Source organism: Rathayibacter sp. AY1A5 (assembly GCF_002930875.1).
Taxonomy (GTDB): Bacteria; Actinomycetota; Actinomycetes; order Actinomycetales; family Microbacteriaceae; genus Rathayibacter.
Genome location: NZ_PSTM01000010.1, coordinates 106,611 through 130,389, shown reverse-complemented (window position 1 = coordinate 130,389; position 23,779 = coordinate 106,611). Strand labels below are relative to the sequence as shown.

The following is a 23,779-nucleotide window of genomic DNA, read 5'->3' as shown; positions in this document are numbered from 1 at the left end:
AGGCCGGGGTATAAAATTGGCATTGAACATAGTGCACGCTGTTGAGTTCTCAAGAATCGGACACATCCCGCCTCCACACCAGAACGGTGCTTCACAACGGAAGTGATCGAAGATGTTGTTGCTTGCGTCATACGCGTCTTCTCGGTAGACTAGGAGAAGTTTCTTTCTCCCTGTCGCCGTGGCAACTTGTATAACTTAGCACATCCGCAGGCCGTGTCAAATCCGGCTTCTTCGCGATGTCGTCACGCTCGTAGGCGCTCCGACGTTGCTCGGTTCAGGACCTGAGTCCTGCGCCGGGCGGCGAAGTTGCTGGATCCGAGGGATCCTGCGAAGGCTTTACATCCGTGCGGCAGACCTGCTCCGAAAAGCTGTCTTGCCGAGTGGATGGTCCCGATTGAGGCCGGGACGTAGGAGCTGCTGCTCTTTCCGTTTCCCTGCGGCCTTTGTGGCGACTCGGAATAAGTTACGCAGCGATCGCGGTGCTGTCAAACGACGGGCCGAAATCGCACATCCCGGGCGTGTCGGGATCGGGGGTCCTCCCCGTCGGCGCCCGGTTCCGCGGGCGGATCCGGGGTCCGAGCCGGCTGCATCGGACCGAGGCGGGCACCCGCGCGCGGGGTCCGACTCCACCGAGTGGAAGGACCCTCCCCGGAAACGACGAGGAGCGCGCGGCCCGGATCGCTCCGGTACCGCGCGCTCCTCGAGGGGATGCCGGGACTACGCCCCGATGCCGACCGCCTCGGGGGAGACGTCCGCACCGGGAGCCGAGGGCTCGAGCGCCTCGGCGACGCGCTGCGAGAGCGACGAGTCGACGTTCGCCCAGTACTGGAGCACGCGCTGCCGCAGCTCCGGACGGGTGACCTTCGACACGTGGCCGGCGATGTTCGCGACCAGGCGGGCGCGCGCGTCGTCGTCGAGGACCTCGCGGTAGAGCGTCCCCGCCTGACCGAAGTCGTCGTCCTCCGGGTGGAGGGTCGCCGCGGCGCGCGTCAGCTCGCCGTCGGTCTCCCAGCCGGCCGACTCCGCCGCCCGGGCGGGATCGGCGTGGGCGCCGCCCATCGTGTTCGGCGCGTAGACGGGCACCTCGGACTTCTGGAAGTCGAACCGCATGGGGCCGTCCTTCGAGTACGAGTGCACGGGCGACTTCGGCGCGTTCACCGGCAGCTGCGCGTGGTTGGTCCCCATGCGGTAGCGGTGCGCGTCGGCGTAGCTGAAGATGCGCGCGAGGAGCATCTTGTCGGGGCTTGCCGCGATCCCGGGCACGAAGTTCGAGGGGGCGAACGCCGCCTGCTCGATCTGCGCGAAGTAGTTCTCGGGGTTCCGGTCGAGCGTCATGGTGCCGACCTCGATCAGCGGGTAGTCCGCGTGGGGCCAGACCTTGGTGAGGTCGAACGGGTTGAACCGGTAGCTCTTCGCGTCCTCGTACGGCATGACCTGCACGGACAGCGTCCACGAGGGGAAGTCGCCGCGGTCGATGGCGGAGGACAGGTCGCGGATGTGGAAGTCCGCGTCCTCACCGGCGATCTGGTCGGCCTGCTCCTGGCTCAGGATCTCGACGCCCTGATCGGTCTTGAAGTGGTACTTGACCCAGAAGCGCTCGCCGGCGGCGTTGATCCACTGGTAGGTGTGCGAGCCGAAGCCGTCCATGTGCCGCCACGAGGAGGGGAGGCCGCGGTCGCCCATGAGCCACGTGACCTGGTGGGCCGACTCGGGCGAGAGGGTCCAGAAGTCCCACTGCATGTCGTGGTCGCGCAAGTGGCTGCCGGGCAGGCGCTTCTGCGAGCGGATGAAGTCGGGGAACTTGATGCCGTCGCGGATGAAGAAGACGGGGGTGTTGTTGCCGACGAGGTCGTAGTTGCCCTCGCTCGTGTAGAACTTCAGCGCGAAGCCGCGGGGGTCGCGCCAGGTGTCGGGCGAGCCCTGCTCGCCGGCGACCGTGGAGAACCGCGCGAGCATCTCGGTCTCGACTCCGGGCTGGAAGAGCGCGGCACGTGTGTAGGCGCTGACGTCGGCGGTGGTGGTGAAGCGTCCGAAGGCTCCGCCGCCCTTGGCGTGGACGACCCGCTCCGGGATGCGCTCGCGGTTGAACTGGGCCAGCTTCTCGACGAGGTAGTGGTCGTGGAGCGCGAGGGGTCCGTCGGCTCCGACGCTCAGCGAGTGGTCGTCGCTCGCGACCGGTGCTCCGGAGTTCGTGGTGGTGAATCGTTCCTCGGTCATGTTCCTCCTGTCGGCGAGGGGCACGGGGCCCGCCGCTGCGGTGTAGCGGATGTCGGTCAGTGGGCCAGGGCCAGGCAGTCGGGGCAGGTGCCCCAGAACGTGACGTCGGCGGTGTCCACGGCGAAGCCGCTCGCGGTCTGCGGATGCAGGCACGGCGCCTCCCCGACGACGCAGTCGACGTCGGCCACGGCCCCGCAGCGCCGGCACACCACGTGGTGGTGGTTGTCGCCGACCCGCAGCTCGAACCGGCGGGGGTGGCCCTCCGGCTCGATGCGGCGGACGATCCCGGCGTCGGTGAACGCCGAGAGCACTCCGTAGACGGCCTGCGCCGAGGCCTCGGGGAGGCCCTCGCGCACTCGGGCCAGGACCGCGTCCACCCCGGAGTGCGGGTGCTCCTCGAGAGCGAGGAGCACCGCGCGCCGGGTGGCGGTGACCTTGAGCCCGCAGGCTCGGAGCCGCTCGTCCACTGTCGTCATACCGAGGACACTACCCGAGTTGTCTTGAGCGGATCAAAACAACGGGCGGCGTGGCGCGCTCGTCCGGGTGAACGGCCGGGAACGCTCCGGCGGCCCCGCGGAGGCTCCGATCAGGCGACCGGACCCTCGACCAGCACGACCTGGGCGGAGCGGGCGGCGCCCGCGGAGTCGGTCCACGAGATCGTCACCGACTCCCCGGGCTCGCGCTGCGCGAGCGAGGCGGACAGCTGATCGGCCGAGGCGACGGCGACCCCGTCGACCGCGGTGACGACGTCCCCCGCCTCGAGGCCCGCCTGCGCGGCCGGCCCGCCCTCGACGACTCCGCCGATCACGGCGCCGGACGCGGTGGTCGCGAGCGCGCGCGAGGTCGGCGACGCGGTGCCGGAGGAGAGGGAGACGCCGAGGAAGGCCGGGTAGCCGATCTCGACGGTGGCCGTGTCGGCGCCCGCCTCGATGGTGGCGACGATGTCCAGGGCCTTCGAGATCGGGATCGCGAAGCCGGTGATGTCGGCCGTCCCGCTGGAGGCGGCGGTGTCCATCCCCACGACGCGGCCGGCGGAGTCGACGAGCGGGCCGCCGGAGTCGCCGGAGACGATGTCGGCGTCGGTCTGGATCAGCCCGGTCAGCGTCTCGGCGGAGATCCCCGACTCGGAGCGGGTGGTGATCTGCTGATCGAGACCCGTGACCGTGCCGGTGGCGGCGACCAGGTCGCCCGTCCCTCCCGCGTTGCCGACGGCGGTCACGGTGTCGCCCACAGCGACCCCGTCCGTGTCGAGCGAGGCGGGGGTGAGGCCGGAGGCGTCCTCCAGCTGCAGGACGGCGACGTCGTTCGTCGCGTCGGTGCCGACGACGCGGGCGGTGTAGCTGCGGCCCGTCGACTCCACCGTGACCGAGATCGCGGTGGCGCCCTCGACGACGTGGTTGTTGGTGAGGATCATGCCGTCGGAGGTGAGGATCATGCCGGTGCCGGCCGAGCGGGCGCCCTGGTAGGTGAGCTCGGAGGTGATCGTGACGACGCCGGCGGTCTGCGCGGTGCTCGCGGCCACGGCGTCGGTCGCGCCGGTGGCCGGCTCGGCGGCGGAGGAGCCGCCCTGCGTCGAGCCGTACGGGGAGGAGCCGCCCTGCGTCGATCCGCCCCAGGAGGGGACGATCACGTACCCGCCGCCGAAGGATCCCCGCGAGCCGCCGGGGTAGACGATCGTAGCGGCGCCGGCCGAGGCGGAGGAGGCCGCCTCGGTGCGGCCGGCGGTGGCGACTCCGCCTGCTGTCACTCCGATCAGCACGGCGAGGCCGAGGCCGCCGGCGATCAGCGCCCGACGACGACGACGGCGGTCGTCCGCGCGCAGCGCGCGCACCTCGTCGGCGCCCGTCGCCTCGGTGGTGGCGGGCTGGTCGGTGAGCTCTCGCTCGTCGGATTCGTGTCGCTCGTTCATGGTGTCGTCCTCGTGCCGGGGCCGCCCCTGACGGCGACCGGTTCCCATTCCATGCCCGGCCTCCCCGCGTCGCCTGGACGCTGCTTATGCGGTTCCTATGAGCGCTCGCCACTCTGAATGGTTGTAGCGTCAACCAAAAGCGGGTAGCGTCTCCGCCGTGACCACCTCCTCCCCCGACCTGCTCGCTCCCGACACCGCGATGGGCGCGGTGACCCTCCGCGTCGCCGACCTCGACGGGATGATCGCCTACTACCGCGACGCCGTGACGCTCGAGCTGCTCTCGCACGACGGACCGGTCGCGGTGCTCGGCCGCGGCGGAGTGCCGGCCGTGATCCTCCAGCACGCGCCCGAGCTGGTGCACGCCTCGCCGCGCAGCGCCGGCCTCTTCCACACGGCGATCCTCTTCGAATCGGAGGCGGCGCTCGCCGCGGCCGTGTACAGCGTCGCGAGCCGGCACCCCGGCTCCTTCACCGGCAGCTCCGACCACCTGGTCAGCAAGGCCTTCTACTTCGACGACCCCGAGCACAACGGCGTCGAGATGTACTGGGACCGGGACCGCACGCAGTGGTCGTGGACGCACGGGCGGATCGAGATGAGCACGCTCTTCCTCGACCCGAACGCGTTCCTGCAGGAGCACCTCACCGAGGAGTCGATCGCGCAGCCGCGCCTCGGCGGCGCCTCCGTCGGCCACGTGCACCTGAGCGTGGGCGACGTCGCCACCGCGAAGGAGTTCTACGTCGACCGGCTCGGCTTCGAGACGACGATCGCGTACGGCGGGCAGGCGCTCTTCGTCTCGGCGGGCGGCTACCACCACCACATGGCGATGAACACCTGGAACTCGGCGGGCGCCGGACGCCGGCAGCAGGCCCTCGGCCTCGGACAGGTCGAGATCGTGGTGCCCGGCGCCGACGACCTCGGCGCGCTCGGCGAGCGGCTGGCCCGCTCCGGAGTCGCCACCCGCGACGACGGCCGCACCCTCGCCTTCGAGGACCCCTGGGCGAACGCCGTCCGCGTCACGACCTCCTGAGCGCCGCCGACCGCGGGGACCCCCGCGGGTACGATGGTCGCGCGGAAGACCGCACTCCCCCGAGACTCCGGAGAACACGGTGCCCACGATCGTCGTTGAAGTCATGCCCAAGGCCGAGCTGCTCGACCCGCAGGGGAAGGCCGTCGCCGGCGCGCTCGCGCGGCTGGGCCACTCCGCCCTCCACGGCGTGCGGGTGGGCAAGCGCTTCGAGATCACCGTCGACGAGGTGACCGACGAGGTGCGCGCCTCGGTGCAGCGCATCGCCGACGAGATGCTCTCGAACTCGGTGATCGAGGACGTCGTCGGGATCCACTACCCGGCGGAGGCCGCCCGATGAGGATCGGCGTCATCACCTTCCCCGGCTCGCTCGACGACCGCGACGCCCAGCGCGCCGTCCGGTTCGCGGGTGCGGAGCCGGTCGCGCTGTGGCACGGCGACCACGACCTCGACGGCGTCGACGCGATCGTCCTGCCCGGCGGCTTCTCCTACGGCGACTACCTGCGCTGCGGCGCCATCGCCTCCCACTCCCCGATCATGCGCGAGGTCGTCGACGCGGCGAACGCCGGGACCCCGGTCCTCGGCATCTGCAACGGCTTCCAGATGCTCACCGAGGCGCACCTGCTGCCCGGCGGCCTGATCGCGAACGACATCGGATCCTTCGTCTGCCGCGACCAGCGCCTGATGGTCGCGAGCACCGAGACCGCCTGGACGAACGGCTTCGAGCCCGGCCAGGAGATCACGATCCCGCTGAAGAACGGCGAGGGCGGCTACATCGCCTCGGCCGACACGCTGCTCGAGCTCGAGGCGGAGGGACGCGTCGTCGTCCGCTACCTCGGCCACAACCCGAACGGCTCGATGAACGACATCGCCGGCATCAGCAACCGCCGCGGCAACGTGGTGGGGCTCATGCCGCACCCGGAGCACGCCGTCGAGGAGGGCTTCGGGCCCGACACGGCCGCCGCGATGCGCTCGGGTGTGGACGGGCTGACGTTCTTCACGTCGGCGCTGCGCTCGCTGCTCGCCTCCGCCTGACGCATCCGATCCGGCCGGCTCCGCCCGCCCGCGACGCACGAGACCCCCGGTTCCGGCCGGGGGTCTCGTGCGTGATGGGCGATGTTCGCGGCGCCGCTCAGGGCCCGGTCAGGACCTCGGGCTCGGGGGTCATCGAGATGGTGGGGATCGAGGCGGTGATCACGGTGCCGTCGGAGCGGCGGGTGCCCTCGATGTCGGACGTGGTCGGCGCGCCGTGCAGGCGGCGGCCCTGGTGCGTGAGCGGGACGCGCACGGGGCTGCCGGCGGCGACGTGCACGCGCTCGTCGCGGACGGTGATCGCGGCGGAGTCGCCGGTTTCGACCGTCAGCAGGACCTCGGTCTGCGTCACCTCGACGCGCACGCGCGTGCCGTGGAGGGTGATGCGGAAGGCGAGGCGGTCCCAGTCGTCGGGAAGGCGCGGATCGAGCGTGATCCGGCCGCCGTGGTCGCGCATCCCGCCGAAGCCGTAGACGAGGGCGCTCCAGACGCCGCCCGTCGAGGCGACGTGGATGCCGTCCGCGGTGTTGCGGTGCAGGTCGGCGAGGTCGACGAACAGCGCCGACAGGAAGTAGTGGCGGGCCAGGTCGCTGTAGCCGACCTCGGCGGCGATGATCGACTGCACGACGGCCGAGAGGGTCGAGTCACCGGTGGTCAGCGCGTCGTAGTACTCGAAGTCGGCGCGCTTCTGCTCGGCGGTGAACTCGTTGCCCTGCAGCAGCAGCGCGAGCACGACGTCGGCCTGCTTGAGCACCTGGAAGCGGTAGATCACCAGCGGGTGGAAGTGCAGCAGCAGCGGGCGCTTGCTCGCGGGGGTGTTCTCGAGGTCCCACAGCTCCTTCTCGAGGAAGGCCGCGTCCTGCGGGTGGATGCCCGCCCGCGCGTCGAAGGGGATGTGCATCTTCTCGGCGGCGCGCGCCCACTCGAGCACCTCGCCCTCGTCGAGAGCGAGGCGGTCGGCCATCCGCTCGTACGCGGCGGGCTCGACGGCCTTCAGCAGCTCGACGGCGCGTGCGGCCGAGCGGAGGTTCGCCCGGGCCATGACGTTCGTGTACAGGTTGTCGTTGACGACGGTCGTGTACTCGTCCGGCCCCGTCACTCCGTGGATGTGGAAGTGATCGTCGCCGTTGCTGCGCCAGAAGCCCAGATCGGCCCACATCCGCGCGGTCTCGACGAGGATGTCGATCGCTCCGCGGGCGAGGAAGTCGTCGTCGCCCGTGGCACCCACGTACTGCATGAGCGCGTAGGAGATGTCGGCGTCGATGTGGTACTGAGCGGTGCCGGCGGCGTAGTACGCCGACGACTCCTGACCGTTGATGGTGCGCCAGGGGAAGAGCGCGCCGCGCTGGTTGAGCTCGGAGGCGCGCGCCCGGGCGGCCTCGAGCATGTTCTGCCGGAAGCGCAGGGCGTTCCGGGCGACGAGGGGCGCCGTGTAGCTGAGGAACGGGAGGACGTAGACCTCGGTGTCCCAGAAGTAGTGGCCGCCGTAGCCGGAGCCCGAGACGCCCTTGGCCGCGACTCCGCCGCCGTCGGTGCGGGCGGTGGACTGGGCGAGCTGGAAGAGGTTCCAGCGGGTGGCCTGCTGGATGGCGGGCTGGCCGTCCAGCTGCACGTCGGAGCGGGTCCAGAAGTCGTCGAGCCACTCGCGCTGCTTGACGAACTGCTCCTCGACCGGCGTCTCGCGGGCGCGGTCGAGCGTGCGGTCGCAGCGGTCGGCGAGCTCGCGCACGGGCACGCCGCGGGAGGTGTGGTAGGTCAGCGTCTTGACCAGGCGGACCGGCCGGCCGGCCTTGGCCTTCACGCGGTAGACGTGCTTGGCGAGGTCGTCGTCGATCTGGGAGGTCTGGTCCCACTCGTTCTCGGTCTCGAGCTGGTGCTCGGCGCCGCAGGCGACGGTCATCTGGGAGTTGGTGGTCCGGTAGCCGAGGAGGTAGCGGGTGCCGCTGACGCGCTTGAGGCGCGGCTGGAGCACGCGGTCCTCGAACGACTCCGCCTTGCGCGGGTCGAAGCCGGCCCCCTCGCTGCCGGAGGGGGCGTGGTACTCGTCGACGCCGTCCTGGCGGTTGAGGATCTGGCTCGAGATCAGCACGGACGCGTCGTGGTCGAGCATCTCGACCTCGTAGTCGAGGATCGCGAGGTGCCGGTCGGTGAACGAGACCAGGCGGCGCGAGCGGATCAGGACGCGCTTGCCGGAGGGGGTGCGCCACTCCAGCTCGCGGGTGAGCACGCCGTTCGCGAAGTCGAGGCGGCGCGAGTAGGCGAGGACGTCGGCCTCGCTCAGCACGAAGGGCTCGTCGTCGACGTAGAGGCGGATGATCTTGGCGTCCGGCACGTTGACGATGGTCTGGCCGACGCGGGCGAAGCCGAACGCCTCCTCCGCGTGGCGGATGGGCCAGGTCTCGTGGAACCCGTTGATGAAGGTGCCGTAGGCGTAGCCGTCGCGCCCCTCCTCCACGTTGCCGCGGAGGCCGAGGTAGCCGTTGCCGGTGGCGAAGAGCGTCTCGGTGCGGCCCTGCAGCTCGGAGGCGAACTCGGTCTCGACGAGGGCCCACTCGTCGATCGGGAAGCGGTTCCGGTCGAGCGGGTCGGAGGTGATGGGGTTCATGCGGCGTCCTCGGGGGCGGGAGCGGTGGGGAGGAAGGGGAGCAGCTCGGCCAGGTCGTCCACGACCAGGTCGGCGCCGTGCTCGAGCAGGGTGTCGGCCCCGACTCCGCGGTCGACGCCGACGACGAGGCCGAAGCCGCCCGCGCGGCCTGCCGCGACTCCGGAGTGCGCGTCCTCGAGGACGGCGCACTCGGCGGCCGGGAGGCCGAGGAGCTCGGCCGCGTAGAGGTAGGTGTCGGGCGCGGGCTTGCCGGCGATCGAGCGCTCGGCGGCGAGGAGCCCGTCCACGACGACCTCGAAGCGGTCGCGGAGGCCGGCCGCCTCGAGCACCGGCACGCCGTTGCGGGAGGAGGTGACGACGGCGACCTGCACGCCCGCGGCGATCGCGGCGTCGACGAAGCGGAGCGAGCCCGGGTAGGGAGCGACGCCGGTCTCGGCGAGGGTGCGGTTGAAGGCGTCGTTCTTGCGGTTGCCGAGCCCGCAGACGGTCTCGAGCGACGGGTCGTCCTCGGGCGCGCCCTCGGGGAGGGTGATGCCGCGCGAGGCGAGGAGCGCCCGGACGCCGTCGTACCGCGGGCGTCCGTCGATGTACCGGAAGTAGTCGGCGTCGGTGTAGCCCTCGGCGATCCCGCGCGAGGAGAGGTACTCCGTGAACAGCCGCGACCAGGCCTGCATGTGGACGTCGGCGGTCGGCGTGAGCACGCCGTCGAGGTCGAACAGGAGCGCGCGGACGCCGCGGAGGGCGGAGGCGTCGGGGCGCGTCGGGGATGCAGTCACGGCGGGGAGGACCTCTGATCGGGGGCAGGCGTTCGGCGGTTCCGCCGATGACGGTCGTCCGCCGCGGACTGCAGGTATCGTATACGCCCCCCGGCCGCCGTGTGGAACCGTTTACACGTCCGTCATCTGCGCGCCGCCGGGGGCGTCGATCCGCTCGGGGGCGAGGCGGTGCCGCCCGAGGGGGAGCATGAGCGGAGTGCCCGAGGTCGGGTCGGTGATGATGCGGCTGTCGAGGCCGAACACGGCGAGCACCGTCTCCTCGGTGAGCACCGCGGCCGGGCTGCCGGAGGCGTGCACCGCGCCGTGCGCGATCGCCACGAGGTGGTCGGCGTAGCGGGCGGCCATGTTGAGGTCGTGCAGGACCATCACCACCGTCGTCCCGCGGGTGCGGTTGAGGTCGACGAGCAGGTCGAGCACCTCGATCTGGTGGCTGACGTCGAGGAAGGTGGTCGGCTCGTCCAGCAGCAGCACGTCGGTCTCCTGCGCGAGGGCCATCGCGATCCAGACGCGCTGGCGCTGCCCGCCGCTGAGCTCGTCGACGGAGCGGTCGGCCAGGGCGGCGGTGTCGGTCGCGTCGAGCGCGGTCGCGACGGCCTCGTCGTCGTGGGCGCTCCAGCGGCTCAGCATCCCCTGGTGCGGATGGCGGCCGCGGCCGACGAGATCCGCGACGGTGATGCCCTCCGGGGCGATCGGCGACTGCGGGAGGAGGCCGAGCGTGCGGGCGAGCTGCTTCGCCGGCGTCCGGTGCACGGCCCTGCCGTCGAGCAGCACGGCGCCGGAGCGGGGCGCGAGCAGGCGCGACATCGAGCGCAGGAGCGTCGACTTGCCGCAGGCGTTCGCTCCGACGATCGCGGTGATGCGGCCGGGCGGGACGACGAGGTCGAGGCCGTCGACGACGGTCCGGTCGCCGTAGCCGAGGGTGACCCCCTCGGCCGTCAGGGTGTGCGCGGTGGTCACAGTGAGCCTCCCGCTCTGTTGCTGCGGACGATGAGGTAGACGAGGTACGGCGCCCCGAGGACGCCGGTGACCACTCCGACCGGGTAGCGCAGGCCCAGCCCGAACTGCCCGACGAAGTCGGCGACGAGCACGAGCAGCGCGCCGACGAGGGCCGAGGGGATGAGGAGCGACGCGCCGGGCCCGATCAGGCGGGCGGCGATCGGGCCGGAGAGGAAGGCCACGAACGCGATCGGGCCGGCGGCGGCCGTCGCGAAGGCGATCAGCCCGACCGCGGCGACGATCACGACGAGGCGGGTGGCGTTCACGCGGATGCCGAGCGCGGAGGCGGTGTCGTCGCCGAGCTGCGTGGCGGAGAGGTCGCGCGAGCGCGAGAGCAGGACGGGGGTGAGGACGACGACCGCGGCGAGGACCGGCACGACCTCGCTCCAGCTCGCGCCGTTGAGGCTCCCGGTGAGCCAGCGGGACGCCTCCTGCAGGTCCCACGCGGCGGCCTGCGAGAGCACGTAGGCGGTGAGGGAGTCGAGCATCGCGGCGACCCCGATGCCGATCAGGATCAGCCGGGTGCCGGCGACTCCGCTGCGGTAGGACAGGGCGTAGACGAGCAGGGCGACCACGAGTCCCGCGACGATCGCGAGGGCCGAGACCTGCGCCGCCCCGAGCGAGAGCGTCACGATCGCGAAGGCCGCGGCGGCGCTCGCCCCGGCGCTGATCCCGATGATGTCGGGGCTGGCGAGCGGGTTGCGGAGCATGGTCTGGAAGCTCACTCCGCCGAGCCCGAAGCACAGGCCCACCAGCAGGGCGAGGACGGCGCGCGGGAGGCGGAGGCGCCCGACGGTGAAGCTCGCCCCGGGGACCTGCTCGCCGAGGATCACGCGGAGCACCTCGTCGGGCGAGTAGACGGTCTGGCCGACCAGCAGGGAGACGGCGAGGACGGCCGCGATCAGGACAGCGAGCACGGCGACGACGACCCGGCGGCGGGCCCCGCGGCGGCGGCGGCCGGCCGCGACGGCGCGGGCGGTGGCGGAGGGCGCCTCGAGCAGCGCGGTCACAGCTCGCGCACCTTCTGGCGGCGGACGATCGCGATGAACACCGGGGCGCCGACCAGCGCGGTGACGATGCCCACGTCGATCTCGCTCGGGCGCGCGACGACGCGGCCGACGATGTCCGCCGCGATCAGGAGCACGGCGCCGGTCACCGCCGAGAACGGCAGCAGCCAGCGGTGATCGACGCCGACGAGGAGGCGGCAGGCGTGCGGGACGACCAGGCCGACGAAGCCGATGGGCCCCGTGACCGCGGTCGTCGCTCCGCAGAGCACGACCGCGCCCAGGGCGGCCCCGCCGCGCGCGAGGGCGACCCGCTCGCCCAGGCCCGCCGCGAGCTCGTCGCCGAGCGCGAGGGTGTTGAGGCTCTTGGCCGAGAGCACGCAGAGGACGAGGCCGGCCAGGAGGAAGGGGAGCACCTGCGCGATGCTCGCGGACGTCGCGCCGCCCACTCCGCCGATCTGCCAGGAGCGGATGCCGCCCGCGATGTCGGCGCGCGGCAGGACGATCGCGCTGATCACCGAGACCAGCGCGGCCGAGGTGGCGGCCCCGGCCAGGGCGAGCTTGAGCGGAGTCGCGCCGCCGCGCCCGAGCGACCCGACCGTGTAGACGAAGACCGCGGCGACCGCGGCCCCGCCGATCGCGACCCAGACGTAGGCGGCGGAGCTCGTCAGCCCGAAGAAGACGATGCCCGTCACGACCGCGAGCGAGGCTCCGGTGTTCACCCCGAGGATGCCGGGGTCGGCCAGCGGATTGCGGGTCACCCCCTGCATCAGCACGCCGGCGACGCCGAGGGCCGCGCCCGCGATCGCGGCGAGCACGGTGCGCGGGATGCGCTTGGCGACCGCGGCCTGCGCGAATCCGTCCGTGGACCCGCCGAACGCGGCGACGACGTCGCTCCACGCGACCTCCCGCGACCCCACCAGCACCGACACCACGGCGGCGGCGAGCAGCACGGCCACGGCCGCGAGCAGCCAGAGGGCGCGCAGCCGCCTCGGGCGGCGCACGGCGGCGACGCCCGAGGCGGCGGGAGGAGCGGCGAGGGTCACGCGGGTCGGGTCCCGGCTCAGGCGGCCGGAGTGCTCTGCGCGGCCTTGGCGGCGGCCTCGTCGAGCAGGTCCAGGTAGTCGTCGAGGACCCACGAGATCGAGAGCGGCGTCGGGTTGGCGGCGGTGCCGAGCGGGGTGGAGGGCAGGCGCACGATGGCGTCGTCGGCGACCGCGGGGATCTGCGAGAGCAGCGGGTCGGCCTTGAGGGTGCTCACGAGCTCGTCGTCGCCGTAGGTGACGATCACGTCGACGTCGCTGAAGGCGTCGGCCTGCTCGGCGCTCTGCGTGAGCGAGAACTTGTCGGTCGCGGCGGAGGCGGTGGCGATGCTGCCCGGGGTGGCCATGCCGAGGTCCTCGAAGAACGCGGGGCGGGTGTCGTGCGAGGTGTAGAAGCTGACCTGGCTGAGGTCCGTCGGGTCGACGTGAGTGAGGAACATCGCCGAGGTGCCGGCCAGCTGCGGGTGCGCGGCGACCTTCTCCTCGATCTCGCCCTCGAGCTCGGTGATCAGGGCGGCGCCCTCGTCGGCCCTGCCCATCGCCTCGCTGTTCAGCGTGATCATGTCGCGCCAGGAGGTGCCCCAGGCGGTCTCGGGGTAGGCGACGACGGGGGCGATCTCGCTCAGGGTGTCGTAGTCCTCCTGCGTGAGGCCGGAGTAGGCGGCGAGGATGACGTCCGGGTCGGTGTCCGAGACGGCCTCGAAGTCGATGCCGTCGGTCTCATCGAAGAGGACGGGGGTCTCGGCGCCGAGCTCGTCGAGCTTCTCGCTCACCCAGGGGAGGAGTCCGTCGCCGTCGTCGTCGCCGAAGTTGGCCACGGCCATGCCCACGGGGACCACGCCCAGCGCGAGCGGGACCTCGTGGTTGGCCCAGTTGACCGTCGCCACGCGCTCGGGCGCCGACTCGATGGTGGTGGTGCCGAGAGCGTGCTCGATCGTGATCGGCGTGAAGCCGCTGTCGGCGGCGGCGTCGTCTCCGGCGGCCGAGCCGCTGCAGCCGGCGAGGCCGATCGTCAGCGCGGTGGCGGCGAGCAGGGCGAGGGGCGTGGTGGCGCGGGGCATGGGTCCCTTTCGAGAGGCTGTGCGGGAGGCGGCGCAGGGTCCGAGTGGACCGGCACTAAGGACAGCCTAACCAAAGAATGTGCGTACTCTCAGCCCCGATTCCTCGCCTCCCGAGGTCGGAGGCGCCCGGAGGTGCCGCTCGCGGAGCCCGGAGACGGCCCTGCCACGGCCGCGGACGTCACGCCGTCGCGAGCCTCTCGACGGTGCGCAGGTTCCGGGTCGTCGTGGTGGAGCGGTAGGCGGATCGGGCGAGGATCCGTGCGACCGGCGTGTCCGTCGAGGAGCCGCGCGGGCAGCGCCAGTAGAGGACGCCGGCACCCCGGGCGACGAGCTCGACCGCCGGATCCGGCTCGCCGATCGCGGCCTGCGCGGCGTCGAGCGCCTCCTCGTCCGAGCCGAAGACGACGTACGGATGCGCCTCCTCGTCGATCCGCGAGAACGGGTAGGCGGCGAGCACCGCGGCGAGCGCCTCCTGCGTCACGAGCACGATCCAGGCGTCGTAGCCGAACCGCTCGGCGAGCGCCGCCTCGAGCGCGGGCTTCAGCTCGGCGGCCGGGCGGTCGGAGTCGAAGGCCGCGTTGCCGCTCGCGAGGACCGTCCGCACCCGGTCCACGCCGATCCCGGCGACCGTCTCGGCGAGCTCGGCGCTGCGGACGGTGCAGCCGTTGACGTTCACTCCGCGGAGGAGGGCGAGGAACCGGGTCATGCGGCCGACGGTAGCGTGACGGCATGGCGCGCGGAAGCGGACGACGACGACCCCGGCGGACCCTCGAGGAGGAGATCCTGCGGGCGAGCGAGCGCGGACCCGGGGCGAGGACGCGGGCGGAGACCGTCCCTCCCTCCGGACGCCGGCTGGTGGCGCCGCCCGCCTCGGGCACCCTGCTCCACGTCGACGTGGACGCGCTGGTGGCGCTCGCCGCGCGGGAGGACCTGCTGATCGCGCTGGAGCGGCGGATCGGCGAGCACGCGGTGGCCGCGACTCCGGTGCTCTCGTGGTGGTCGGCGACTCCGTCGGTCCCGGGCGAGGAGGAGGAGCGCCGGCTCGACGCGCTCGTGCTGCGGACGGTGGAGCTCGGGGCGGGGCCGGCCGAGGACGTGGACTCGCGGCTGCGGGAGCTGGCGCACGAGGGCGATCTGGACGAGCTGGGCGCCGCACTGGCGCTGCTCGCGCGGGTCCCGGATCCGCCGGCGGCGTTCCAGGATCCGGACGGGTTCCTGCGCGTGACGGTCCCGGAGTCGCCGTTCGAGCGGCGGCTCGAGGTCCTCGCGGAGGCGCAGGGCCGGGCGGGCGAGCTGCTGGTGCTGCTGCGCGACTGCGCGTTCACCGCGACCCTGCCGCGGCGGCGCTCGGCGATCGCAGCGATGAGCGGGCGGATCCGGGCGGCCGCGGACCCGGGGCGCCTCGACTCCCGGCGGCTGGACGAGCTCGCGGAGGCGGTGGACGCGGCGGTCGAGAAGCGGTGGACCGTGCTCTGACGGCGGTCCGCGTTACGGGCGCGCCCGTCGCGGTGACCGTTCGCGCACCGGTTCAGCCCCCGCGCACCCCGGGTGAATAGGCTGGACGGATGCCTCTCACCGGTCTCGACCTCCGCCGCTTCCCCGCCGCCCTGAACGACGAGGGCGGTCCCGACGCCGCCACCGCCGCGTGGGCCACCGCGATCAACGCGGGCTTCCACGAGAAGGAGTTCACGCCGGAGAAGCTGCGCGACTGGGCCGAGCACATGGTCGCCGACCAGCGCGTGCTCACCGCGGTCGTCGACTCCTCCGCCCCCGAGGGGCTCGACGGCGCGGGCGTGCCGGTCGGCACCTACGCGGCGTTCCCCGGTGCCCTGCAGGTCGGCGGCGGACGCGAGCTGCCGGCGCACCTGGTGTCGCAGGTGACCGTGCGGCCCACGCACCGGCGCCGCGGCATCCTGCGCGCGATGATCACCGAGGACCTGCGCCTGGCGAAGGAGGCCGGCACCCCGGTCGCAGCGCTCACGGCGAGCGAGGCCTCCATCTACCGCCGGTTCGGCTTCGGCCGCGCGGCCTTCACCCGCTCGATCCGCGTCGACACCGGACCGCGCTTCGGCCTGCAGACCGAGCCCGCCGGCCGCGTCGAGGTGGTCGCGACGAGCTGGCTGCAGCCGCGCATCCCCGCGGTGTTCGCCGCGTTCCAGGCGTCGACCCCCGGCTCGCTCACCCGGCAGTCGCGCTACGAGGCGAACTCCGTCGGCACCGCGTCCGGCGAGACCACGCCCGGCCTCGACGTCCGCTCGGCCGTCCACCTCGACGAGGAGGGGACGCTCGACGGCTTCGTGACCTACCGCGCGGTCGGGCCCGAGGACGACAAGACCCTCGAGATCGTCGACCTCGTCGCCCCCGGCGCCGACGCCTACCTCGCGCTCTGGGGCTACCTCGGCGCGGTCGACCTCGCCTCCGCGGTGACCTGGGACATGGCGCCGGTGGACGATCCGCTGACCTGGGCGCTCCGCGACGCGCGCGTGGTGCAGGTGAGCCACGTGGGCGACCTGATCTGGCTGCGGATCCTCGACGTCGCCGCCGCGTTCTCGGTCCGGCCGTGGACCGCTGACGGCTCGGTCGTGGTCGAGGTGGCCGACGGGCTCGGGCTCGCCGACGGCCGCTACCGCCTCACCGCCTCGGGCGGCTCCGCCACCGTGGAGCGCACCGGGGACGAGGCCGAGCTCGCGCTGGACGTGGCCGACCTGGGCTCGCTGCTGCTGGGCTCGGTGCGGCCGTCGATCCTGGCGAAGGCCGGGCTGGCGCGCGTCACGGGCGAGGCGGGGCGGATGGACCGGCTGTTCGCGCCGGTCGCGACGCCGTACTGCATCTCGTTCTTCTAGGAGGCACCGCCCGCTCGGCTGCAGCGCCCGCCCGGAGGCGTCCGGCTCCCGCGCCGCCGCCGTCCCGCGCACCTCAGCCGCCGCGGACTGCCAGCCGCCTCCGGGCGTCCGCGCATCCCGCGTCGGTCATGCTGGAGGACCCGTCCCCGACACCGGCAGGAGTTCCGCGTGGGTGCATCCGTGATCGTCGACGTCATCGTCGTGCTGAGCCTCATCGGCGCGCTCGTCGACGGTCTGCGGCGCGGCCTGCTCCGGACCCTCGGCGGTCTCGCCGGGATCGTCGCAGGCGCGATCGGCGCCTCGTTCGCCGTGCCCGCCGTCTCGTCGTGGGCGGCCGGCAGCGAGTGGCGCCTGCTCGCCGTGATCGGCACCGCCGTGCTGCTGCTGGGCGTCGGCTACGCGATCGGAGCGACGCTCGGCGCGGTCATCGGCCGCGGAGCCGACCGCGTGAAGCTCGGCCTGCTCGACCGGCTCGCCGGCGGCGTCGCCGGCGTCGCGATCTCCGGCCTGGTCTGGATCGCCGTCACCTCGGCCGTCTCCCTCCTCGGCGTCCCCCTCGTCACGACCTCGGTCGCCGGATCGACGGTCATCCGCACGATCGACGACCTCACCCCCTCCCCCGTCCGCGCCTTCCTCGCCCAGCTGCAGTCGACCGTGGTCGACGAGGGCACGTCCTGGGTCGTCGAGGCGCTCGACGCACCGACCCAGGCGCCCGCGATCCCGGACGTCTCGACCGACGACCCGGAGGTCGCCGCCGCCACCCGCTCGGTCGTGCGCGTCTCCGGCACGGCCTGGGCCTGCGACGTCGGAGTGACGGGCAGCGGCTTCGTCGTCTCGGACGACCGCGTGATCACCAACGCGCACGTGGTCGGCGGAGTCTCGCAGCCGGTCGTCGAGGCGCCGGGCGAGGCCCCGCGCACCGGCCGCGTCGTCTACCTGGACCCGGCCGCCGACCTCGCCGTGATCGCCGTCGACGGGCTCGACGCCTCCCCGCTCCCGCTCGACGACGCCGTCGCCGCCGGGGACGACGCGGTGGTCGCGGGCTACCCCTTCGGCGGCCCGCTGACCCTCGGCTCGGCCGAGATCTCCTCCGACGCCACGGTCTCGCTGATGGTCGACGGAGCACCGACCTCACGGGAGGTGCTGACCCTCGCCGCCGTCGTCAACCAGGGCAACTCGGGCGGCCCGCTGCTCTCTCTCGAGGGCACCGTGTCGGGCGTCGTCTTCGGCAAGGCCGCCTCCGTCGACAACGTCGGCTACGCCATCCCGCTCTCGGTCCTCACTCCCGTGGTCGAGCAGGCCGCCTCGCTGACGGACGCCGTCGATCCGGGGGCCTGCCGCTCGAAGTGAGCGGTCACGGCAGCGGTCCGTCGACCAGCACGAGGGTGAGGTCGTCGAGCCGCACCGTCTCGGGCCGCGCCGACTCGAGGTAGGCGGACACGCGCGGATCGACGGGGAAGCGCGCCGACCGCTCGATCGCGATGGCGACGATCCCGGCGGACGACGGATCGGTCGTCACCCGGTCGCCGATGTAGGGCACGTAGACGCCCGAGGACATGCCCTGCGCGAGGACAAGTCCGCCGTCGAGGCCGCGCTCGCGCAGCACGTCGGCCACCCGCGCGATCCCGGTCGGCCGCTCCTGGGCGATCCCCGCCGAGGTGGCGATCGCGATCACGAGGGAGGCGGCCAGCAGCACCGCGCCGGCGCCGCGGGCGAGGGGTGCGGGCAGCACGATCCCGCCGCGCAGCGCCTCCGCGATGCCGATGCCCGCCAGCGCGCAGAGGAGCCACGCCCACGCCGCGTAGTAATGCGGCAGCGCGACCGAGCTGATCGCCAGGTGGAACACGAGGAGGAGCAGCGTCGCGGCGCCCAGGTAGAGCACCAGCGCACGGCGCCGCGGAGCGAGCAGGGCCAGCAGGGTCCCGAGGAGCAGCACGGCGAGCGCCGCCGGCCCGATGCCGACGACCATGAACCACAGGTTCGCCCACCACGGAGGGAAGACGTACGCGGTCCCGGCGACCTCGATCAGGTGGCCGTCGGCGTTGTGCTCGGACTGGAACTCGAGCAGGTACCGGATCGCCTCGACCGGGTGCACCGGCAGGTAGGCGAGCACCCCGGTGACGACGAACGCGACGGAGAGGGCGAGGCCGCCCCGCAGAGCCCGGGCCCTGCTCCCCGACCACAGCAGCGGCAGCAGGAGCACGGGCGCGAGGACCGCGGTGGTCAGCTTCGAGGTGACCGACAGCGCCAGCAGCGCACCGGCCAGCGCGATCAGCCAGCCGCTCCGCCTGCCCGGGGAGGCGTGCGACCAGGTCCACGCCGCCGCCATCGCCGCGACGGCGAAGAGCACCATGAACGGCTCCAGGAGCGCGAGGCGGTCGATCCGGGTGCCGGCGCCCACGGCGGTGCGCGGGAGGAGGAGGAACAGGCCGGCCGGGACGAGCGCGAGCGTCGGGCCGAGCTCGCGCCGGAACCAGAGCCAGAGCACCACCCCGGTGAGGAACGCGGCCGCGCCGGCGGCGATCCTGCCCGCGAGCAGCCCCTCGCCGAGTAGCACCTGCGCGAGCCCGATCAGGTACTTCGCCGTCGGCGGATGCTCGAGGTTCGCGCTCACGTCGCCGTGCAGGTAGTCCCACCCCGCGGCGAGGTACACGGGCTCGTCCGACGAGATGTTCGCCGCTCCGAGGTTCCCGAAGCACTGGTAGAGCCCCCACAGCACGGTCCCGATCAGAGCCGCCCGCTTCACCCGCCCGATCCTAGGCGCCGGTGCCCGCACCGCTCCACCGGAGGGCCCGGACCCCGGCGACCGCGGCGGGTAGGATCGACGCGCATCCCGTCCCCCTCCCCTGGAGCCTCCAGCACATGGCAGACAGCCGCACCGCCGTTCCCGACACCACTGCGAACGCGGAGGCGACGCCCGAGCGGGAGCAGCCCTACGCGGCCCTCGGACTCAAGCCCGACGAGTACGCGAGCATCCGCGAGATCCTCGGCCGCCGCCCCACGAGCGGCGAGCTCGCGATGTACTCGGTGATGTGGAGCGAGCACTGCTCCTACAAGTCGTCGAAGATGTACCTCCGCCAGTTCGGGCAGAAGGTCTCCCCCGCCATGAAGAAGAACCTCATGGTCGGCATGGGCGAGAACGCCGGAGTGGTCGACGTCGGCGAGGGCTGGGCCGTCACCTTCAAGATCGAGAGCCACAACCACCCGAGCTACATCGAGCCCTTCCAGGGTGCGGCGACAGGGGTCGGCGGCATCGTCCGCGACATCATCTCGATGGGCGCCCGGCCGGTCGCGGTCATGGACGCGCTGCGCTTCGGGGCGATCGACGACCCCGACACCGCGCGCGTGGTGCACGGCGTCGTGGCCGGCATCTCCTTCTACGGCAACTGCCTCGGCCTGCCGAACATCGGCGGCGAGACCTACTTCGACTCCGTCTACCAGGGCAACCCGCTCGTCAACGCGCTGGCCGTCGGCGTCCTCCGCCACGAGGACCTGCACCTCGCGAACGCCCGCGGCGTCGGCAACAAGGTCGTGCTCTTCGGGGCGCGCACCGGAGGCGACGGCATCGGCGGCGCGTCGATCCTCGCCTCCGACACCTTCGCCGACGGCGGACCGACCAAGCGCCCCGCGGTGCAGGTCGGCGACCCGTTCGCCGAGAAGGTGCTCATCGAGTGCTGCCTCGAGCTGTTCCGCAAGGACCTCGTCGAGGGCATCCAGGACCTGGGCGCCGCGGGCATCTCGTGCGCCACCTCGGAGCTGGCCTCCAACGGCGACGGCGGCATGTTCATCGAGCTCGACTCGGTGCTGCTGCGCGACCCCTCGCTCACGGCGGAGGAGATCCTCATGTCGGAGTCGCAGGAGCGGATGATGGCCGTCGTCACGCCCGAGAAGCTCGACGCGTTCCTCGAGGTCGTCGGCAAGTGGGACGTCGAGACCAGCGTGCTCGGCGAGGTCACCGACTCCGGCCGCCTCATCATCAACTGGCACGGCGAGGAGATCGTCAACGTCGACCCGCGCACCGTCGCGGTCGACGGCCCGGTCTACGAGCGCCCGATCGAGTACCCCTCCTGGCTCGACGCGCTGCAGGCCGACTCCTCCTCCCGCCTGCCCCGCTCGACCGGCGGCGACGCGCTGCGCGCCGAGACCCTGGCGCTCCTGGGCTCGGCGAACCTCGCCGACAAGAGCTGGATCACCTCGCAGTACGACCGCTACGTGCTCGGCAACACCGCGCTCAGCTACCCCGACGACGGCGGCATGGTCCGCGTCGACGAGGAGTCGGGCCTCGGCTTCGCGGTCGCGACCGACGCGAACGGGCGCTGGTGCCAGCTCGACCCGGCGCAGGGCGCCCGCCTGGCGCTGGCGGAGGCGTTCCGCAACGTCGCCGTCACCGGAGCGACCCCGGTCGCCGTCTCGGACTGCCTCAACTTCGGCAGCCCTGAGAACCCCGAGGTGATGTGGCAGTTCCGCGAGGCCGTGGGCGCGCTCGCCGACGCCTGCCTCGAGCTCGAGATCCCCGTCACCGGCGGCAACGTCTCGTTCTACAACCAGACCGGCGACGTGCCGATCTTCCCGACCCCGGTCGTCGGCGTCCTCGGCGTGATCGACGACGTCGCGCGCCGCATCCCCTCCGGCTGGCAGGACGAGGGCGACAACCTCTACCTCCTCGGCACCACCCGCGACGAGCTCGACGGCTCGGCGTGGGCCGGCACGATCCACGACCACCTCGGCGGGCTGCCCCCGCAGCTCGACCTGGGCGCCGAGCGCGCGCTGGCCGAGCTGATCTCGGCGGGCGCGAAGGAGTCGCTCATCGCCTCCGCTCACGACCTCGCCGACGGCGGGCTCGTGGTGGCGCTGGCCGAGTCGGCGCTGCGCTTCGGCGTCGGGGCGCGCATCTGGCTCGACGAGCTGATGGAGCGCGACGGCGTCGACGCGACGGCCGCGCTGTTCTCGGAGTCGACCGGCCGCGTACTCGTGTCGGTGCCGCGCGAGGACGACGTGAAGTTCCGCGGGCTCTGCGAGGGCCGGGGCTACCCGGTGCTGCGCATCGGCGTGACCGACGCGGCGACCCCCGCGGTCGAGGTGCAGGGCCTCTTCACGCTGCCGCTGGACGAGCTCCGCTCGGTGAACGGCGCCGTGCTGCCGCGCCACTTCGGCTGAGCGTCCGGGCGATCCGAGTCCGCAGGAGTCGCGGTGGTCGAGCTGGACCACCGCGACTCCTGCGGCACCGGCTCCGCTCCGGAGTTCCGTGATTACGGAATGTTTGCAATAGTGGAGCATGACCTCCTCCCGAGACCTCGCCGGCGAGGTCGACGAGCTCCGAGCGCGGCTGGACCGCCTCGAGCGCGCCGACACTCCCGCCGCGCCCGCCGCCGACGATCCGCTCTGGGCCCTGACCGCTCTCCGCGAGCGCCTGCCCTCTCCCGGCGGAGTCGTCTTCGCCGGCTCGGTCGCCACTCCGGCCGGCCCCGTCGAGTGGCAGTACGGCCTCAGCACCGACGCGTTCTTCGAGCGCGACTGGGGAGCGAGCCCCGGGCCGACCGCGCTCGCCGCGCTGGGCAGCCCCGTGCGCCTGCGGTTCCTGCAGGCGGTGGCCGGCGGAGTCGAGACCGTCGCGCAGCTCGCCGAGAGCGAGGGCGCAGGCACCACCGGGCAGATCTACCACCACGTCAACCAGCTGGTCGCCGCCGGCTGGCTGGAGGCGCGCGGCCGCGGCCGCTACGGCGTTCCGCCGGAGCGGCTCGTCCCCCTGCTCGTGATCCTGCTCGCCTCCGGAGGACCCCGATGACCCGCCGCCGCCTCGCCCTCGCCGCCGCCTCCGCCGCGGCCGTCGTCCTGCTCGGCGGAGTGCTGCTCCGTCCCTCCGCTCCCACCCTCTCGACCGAGGCGACGGGCGACGCCGAGATCGCCGGGTGGCTCCGGACCGACGTCGGGGACGGGGCGCGGAACCACCTCGTCGCCGCCGTGATCACGCCCGACGGCGTGCGCTACGGCGGACTCGGAGCCGACGAGCGGACCGAGGTCGAGATCGGATCGGTCACGAAGACGATGACCGCGCTCCTCCTCGCCCGGAGCGCCGCCGACGGGACGGTCGGGCTCGAGGACCCCGCCGCGGAGCACGCCGACGTCGGCGGCTTCACCGGGACGCTCGAGGAGCTGGCGACCCACCGCTCCGGCCTGCCGCGCCTCCCCACCGGTGTCGGCGACCTCGCCTCGACGCGGTTCGCCCAGCTGCGCGGCACGGACCCCTACGCGGGCTGGTCGGCCGACGACGTCCTCCGGCAGGCCGCCGAGGCGGACCAGGGCGAGCACGTGCACGCCTACTCGAACCTCGGTGCGGCGGTGTTGGGCCAGACGCTCGCCCGCGCCGAGGGCCGCGACTACGCCGACCTCCTCCGCGAGCGCGTCCTCGCTCCGCTCGGGATGTCCGCGACCTCCGTCCCGGAGACCGCGGACGCCCTCCCCGCCGACGCGCCGACCGGTTTCTCGGCGAGCGGGCGGTCCGTCGACGCGTGGACGATGGCGGGCTACGCGCCGGCGGGCGGCGTCCGCTCCACGGCGGCGGACATGGCCCGCTACGCGCAGGCCCTCCTCACCGACGACCCCGCGCTGGGGGTGCCCGCGGCGAGCGTCCTGGATCCCCGGTTCGACGCCGACGGGGCGCGGATCGGCCTCGGCTGGTTCACCTCGGAGTCGGAGGACGGAGGATCCGTGACCTGGCACAACGGAGGGACCTCCGGCTACTCGACGATGCTCGCGATGGACCGGGAGCGCGGCCTAGCCGTGTTCGTCAACGGGGACACGGCGAGCTCGGTCGACGAGCTCGGTCTGCGCCTGCTGCAGCGCGCCGGGGAGGAGTCGTGATGATCGCCTCGATCCTCGTCCTGCTCGTCGTCGCGTTCACCGTCGGCCGCTTCGCCCTGGGGAGCATCCCCCGGCGCCGGGCGGCCGGGTTCCTCGACCGCGACCGCGTCCGGACGCTCGCCCGCGGCGTCGAGGCCGTCGCCGTGCTGCTGCTCGGGCGGGCGCTCGTCGACTGGTCGGCGCTGACGCTGCTCCCCTGGGCCGTGCTGGTGGCTCTCACCGCGGCCGGGGCGGCCGGCGCCGTGCTGCGCTGGGACGGGCTGCCGTGGTTCGAGGACCCGGCGCGCCGCCGCTCGCGGACGACCGGGCTCGCGGCGACCGTCGCCGTGTCGGCGGTCCTGATCGGCGTCCTGGGCTGAGCGCCGCGCACGCGCCGTCGGATCCGCGCCTTCCGCGGTGGTCGCGTGC

Annotated in this window: 21 protein-coding genes; 10 read left to right on the top strand and 11 right to left on the bottom strand. The window is 73.1% G+C overall.

Going from position 1 to position 23,779, the window contains the following annotated elements:
* Positions 1-717: 717 nt before the first annotated feature.
* From C5B98_RS09300 to C5B98_RS09290, 3 genes are all read right to left on the bottom strand, one after another.
* A complete protein-coding gene (locus C5B98_RS09300) occupies positions 718-2,217 on the bottom strand; it encodes a catalase (protein WP_104327676.1) in 1,500 nt (499 codons plus the stop codon).
* Between the two features lie 56 nt (positions 2,218-2,273).
* On the bottom strand, positions 2,274-2,693 hold the full coding sequence (locus C5B98_RS09295) for a Fur family transcriptional regulator (RefSeq protein WP_104327675.1): 420 nt from the start codon (positions 2,691-2,693) through the stop codon (positions 2,274-2,276).
* A gap of 110 nt (positions 2,694-2,803) precedes the next feature.
* Positions 2,804-4,126, bottom strand: coding sequence for a S1C family serine protease (locus C5B98_RS09290; protein WP_104327674.1), 1,323 nt, complete (start codon positions 4,124-4,126; stop codon positions 2,804-2,806).
* Positions 4,127-4,325: 199 nt separating this feature from the next.
* Here C5B98_RS09290 and C5B98_RS09285 point away from each other — a divergent pair, with 199 nt between their 5' ends.
* The 3 genes from C5B98_RS09285 (at position 4,326) to purQ (ending at position 6,185) form a co-directional block, all read left to right on the top strand.
* On the top strand, positions 4,326-5,153 hold the full coding sequence (locus tag C5B98_RS09285; protein ID WP_104327679.1) for a VOC family protein: 828 nt from the start codon (positions 4,326-4,328) through the stop codon (positions 5,151-5,153).
* Positions 5,154-5,232: 79 nt separating this feature from the next.
* Complete coding sequence (gene purS, locus C5B98_RS09280; protein WP_104222736.1) at positions 5,233-5,490, top strand: phosphoribosylformylglycinamidine synthase subunit PurS; 258 nt, start codon at positions 5,233-5,235, stop codon at positions 5,488-5,490.
* Positions 5,487-6,185 carry a phosphoribosylformylglycinamidine synthase subunit PurQ gene (gene purQ / locus C5B98_RS09275; protein WP_104234257.1) on the top strand — a complete coding sequence of 233 codons (699 nt, stop codon included), beginning with the start codon at positions 5,487-5,489 and terminating at the stop codon, positions 6,183-6,185. Before purS ends, purQ begins: the two co-directional genes overlap by 4 nt.
* A 97-nt stretch (positions 6,186-6,282) precedes the next feature.
* On the opposite strand, the gene C5B98_RS09270 is transcribed toward purQ, so the two are convergent.
* From C5B98_RS09270 to C5B98_RS09240, 7 genes are all read right to left on the bottom strand, one after another.
* Positions 6,283-8,787, bottom strand: coding sequence for a glycoside hydrolase family 65 protein (locus C5B98_RS09270; protein WP_104222738.1), 2,505 nt, complete (start codon positions 8,785-8,787; stop codon positions 6,283-6,285).
* Positions 8,784-9,563, bottom strand: a complete 780-nt coding sequence (locus C5B98_RS09265; protein ID WP_104222739.1) for an HAD family phosphatase — start codon at positions 9,561-9,563, stop codon at positions 8,784-8,786. The genes C5B98_RS09270 and C5B98_RS09265 overlap by 4 nt, the downstream gene beginning before the upstream one ends.
* 111 nt (positions 9,564-9,674) lie before the next feature.
* Positions 9,675-10,520 carry an ABC transporter ATP-binding protein gene (locus tag C5B98_RS09260; RefSeq protein WP_104267818.1) on the bottom strand — a complete coding sequence of 282 codons (846 nt, stop codon included), beginning with the start codon at positions 10,518-10,520 and terminating at the stop codon, positions 9,675-9,677.
* Positions 10,517-11,569, bottom strand: a complete 1,053-nt coding sequence (locus tag C5B98_RS09255) for an iron chelate uptake ABC transporter family permease subunit (protein ID WP_258063477.1) — start codon at positions 11,567-11,569, stop codon at positions 10,517-10,519. Before C5B98_RS09255 ends, C5B98_RS09260 begins: the two co-directional genes overlap by 4 nt.
* A complete protein-coding gene (locus C5B98_RS09250; protein ID WP_104222742.1) occupies positions 11,566-12,609 on the bottom strand; it encodes an iron ABC transporter permease in 1,044 nt (347 codons plus the stop codon). Before C5B98_RS09250 ends, C5B98_RS09255 begins: the two co-directional genes overlap by 4 nt.
* 17 nt (positions 12,610-12,626) lie before the next feature.
* The gene (locus C5B98_RS09245) at positions 12,627-13,667 is read right to left on the bottom strand and encodes an iron-siderophore ABC transporter substrate-binding protein (RefSeq protein WP_104327673.1); all 1,041 of its coding nucleotides are present in this window, start codon (positions 13,665-13,667) and stop codon (positions 12,627-12,629) included.
* 178 nt (positions 13,668-13,845) lie between these two features.
* Entirely contained in the window at positions 13,846-14,373 is a 528-nt protein-coding gene (locus tag C5B98_RS09240) for a DUF1697 domain-containing protein (protein ID WP_104327672.1), read from the bottom strand.
* A 23-nt stretch (positions 14,374-14,396) separates the two neighbouring features.
* Between C5B98_RS09240 and C5B98_RS09235 the strand changes: the two genes are divergently transcribed.
* The 3 genes from C5B98_RS09235 (at position 14,397) to C5B98_RS09225 (ending at position 17,860) form a co-directional block, all read left to right on the top strand.
* On the top strand, positions 14,397-15,143 hold the full coding sequence (locus C5B98_RS09235; protein WP_104327671.1) for a DUF2254 family protein: 747 nt from the start codon (positions 14,397-14,399) through the stop codon (positions 15,141-15,143).
* Between the two features lie 89 nt (positions 15,144-15,232).
* Positions 15,233-16,510 carry a GNAT family N-acetyltransferase gene (locus C5B98_RS09230; protein ID WP_104327670.1) on the top strand — a complete coding sequence of 426 codons (1,278 nt, stop codon included), beginning with the start codon at positions 15,233-15,235 and terminating at the stop codon, positions 16,508-16,510.
* A 168-nt stretch (positions 16,511-16,678) separates the two neighbouring features.
* Entirely contained in the window at positions 16,679-17,860 is a 1,182-nt protein-coding gene (locus C5B98_RS09225) for a MarP family serine protease (protein ID WP_258060556.1), read from the top strand.
* 4 nt (positions 17,861-17,864) lie between these two features.
* Here C5B98_RS09225 and C5B98_RS09220 read toward each other — a convergent pair whose 3' ends face one another.
* Positions 17,865-19,256: a glycosyltransferase family 39 protein gene (locus C5B98_RS09220; RefSeq protein ID WP_181065511.1), complete on the bottom strand. Its 1,392-nt coding sequence runs from the start codon at positions 19,254-19,256 to the stop codon at positions 17,865-17,867.
* Positions 19,257-19,372: 116 nt separating this feature from the next.
* Here C5B98_RS09220 and purL point away from each other — a divergent pair, with 116 nt between their 5' ends.
* The 4 genes from purL to C5B98_RS09200 all read left to right on the top strand — a co-directional run bounded on the left by purL (position 19,373) and on the right by C5B98_RS09200 (position 23,730).
* Entirely contained in the window at positions 19,373-21,667 is a 2,295-nt protein-coding gene (purL, locus tag C5B98_RS09215; RefSeq protein ID WP_104222748.1) for a phosphoribosylformylglycinamidine synthase subunit PurL, read from the top strand.
* Between the two features lie 118 nt (positions 21,668-21,785).
* Positions 21,786-22,295, top strand: coding sequence for a helix-turn-helix transcriptional regulator (locus tag C5B98_RS09210; RefSeq protein WP_104222749.1), 510 nt, complete (start codon positions 21,786-21,788; stop codon positions 22,293-22,295).
* Positions 22,292-23,371 carry a serine hydrolase gene (locus C5B98_RS09205; RefSeq protein ID WP_104327668.1) on the top strand — a complete coding sequence of 360 codons (1,080 nt, stop codon included), beginning with the start codon at positions 22,292-22,294 and terminating at the stop codon, positions 23,369-23,371. The genes C5B98_RS09210 and C5B98_RS09205 overlap by 4 nt, the downstream gene beginning before the upstream one ends.
* A complete protein-coding gene (locus tag C5B98_RS09200; protein ID WP_104234265.1) occupies positions 23,371-23,730 on the top strand; it encodes a hypothetical protein in 360 nt (119 codons plus the stop codon). Before C5B98_RS09205 ends, C5B98_RS09200 begins: the two co-directional genes overlap by 1 nt.
* Positions 23,731-23,779: the final 49 nt, after the last annotated feature.

Excerpts from the sequence above, each read along its gene's own strand:
- C5B98_RS09245 (WP_104327673.1), bottom strand. The coding sequence starts at position 13,667 with ATGCCCCGCGCCACCACGCCCCTCGCCCTGCTCGCCGCCACCGCGCTG.
- C5B98_RS09270 (WP_104222738.1), bottom strand. The coding sequence starts at position 8,787 with ATGAACCCCATCACCTCCGACCCGCTCGACCGGAACCGCTTCCCGATC.
- C5B98_RS09285 (WP_104327679.1), top strand. The coding sequence starts at position 4,326 with ATGGGCGCGGTGACCCTCCGCGTCGCCGACCTCGACGGGATGATCGCC.
- C5B98_RS09230 (WP_104327670.1), top strand. The coding sequence starts at position 15,233 with ATGCCTCTCACCGGTCTCGACCTCCGCCGCTTCCCCGCCGCCCTGAAC.
- purL (WP_104222748.1), top strand. The coding sequence starts at position 19,373 with ATGGCAGACAGCCGCACCGCCGTTCCCGACACCACTGCGAACGCGGAG.
- C5B98_RS09235 (WP_104327671.1), top strand. The coding sequence starts at position 14,397 with ATGGCGCGCGGAAGCGGACGACGACGACCCCGGCGGACCCTCGAGGAG.
- C5B98_RS09210 (WP_104222749.1), top strand. The coding sequence starts at position 21,786 with ATGACCTCCTCCCGAGACCTCGCCGGCGAGGTCGACGAGCTCCGAGCG.
- C5B98_RS09240 (WP_104327672.1), bottom strand. The coding sequence starts at position 14,373 with ATGACCCGGTTCCTCGCCCTCCTCCGCGGAGTGAACGTCAACGGCTGC.
- C5B98_RS09205 (WP_104327668.1), top strand. The coding sequence starts at position 22,292 with ATGACCCGCCGCCGCCTCGCCCTCGCCGCCGCCTCCGCCGCGGCCGTC.
- C5B98_RS09300 (WP_104327676.1), bottom strand. The coding sequence starts at position 2,217 with ATGACCGAGGAACGATTCACCACCACGAACTCCGGAGCACCGGTCGCG.
- C5B98_RS09290 (WP_104327674.1), bottom strand. The coding sequence starts at position 4,126 with ATGAACGAGCGACACGAATCCGACGAGCGAGAGCTCACCGACCAGCCC.
- C5B98_RS09200 (WP_104234265.1), top strand. The coding sequence starts at position 23,371 with ATGATCGCCTCGATCCTCGTCCTGCTCGTCGTCGCGTTCACCGTCGGC.
- C5B98_RS09295 (WP_104327675.1), bottom strand. The coding sequence starts at position 2,693 with ATGACGACAGTGGACGAGCGGCTCCGAGCCTGCGGGCTCAAGGTCACC.
- purQ (WP_104234257.1), top strand. The coding sequence starts at position 5,487 with ATGAGGATCGGCGTCATCACCTTCCCCGGCTCGCTCGACGACCGCGAC.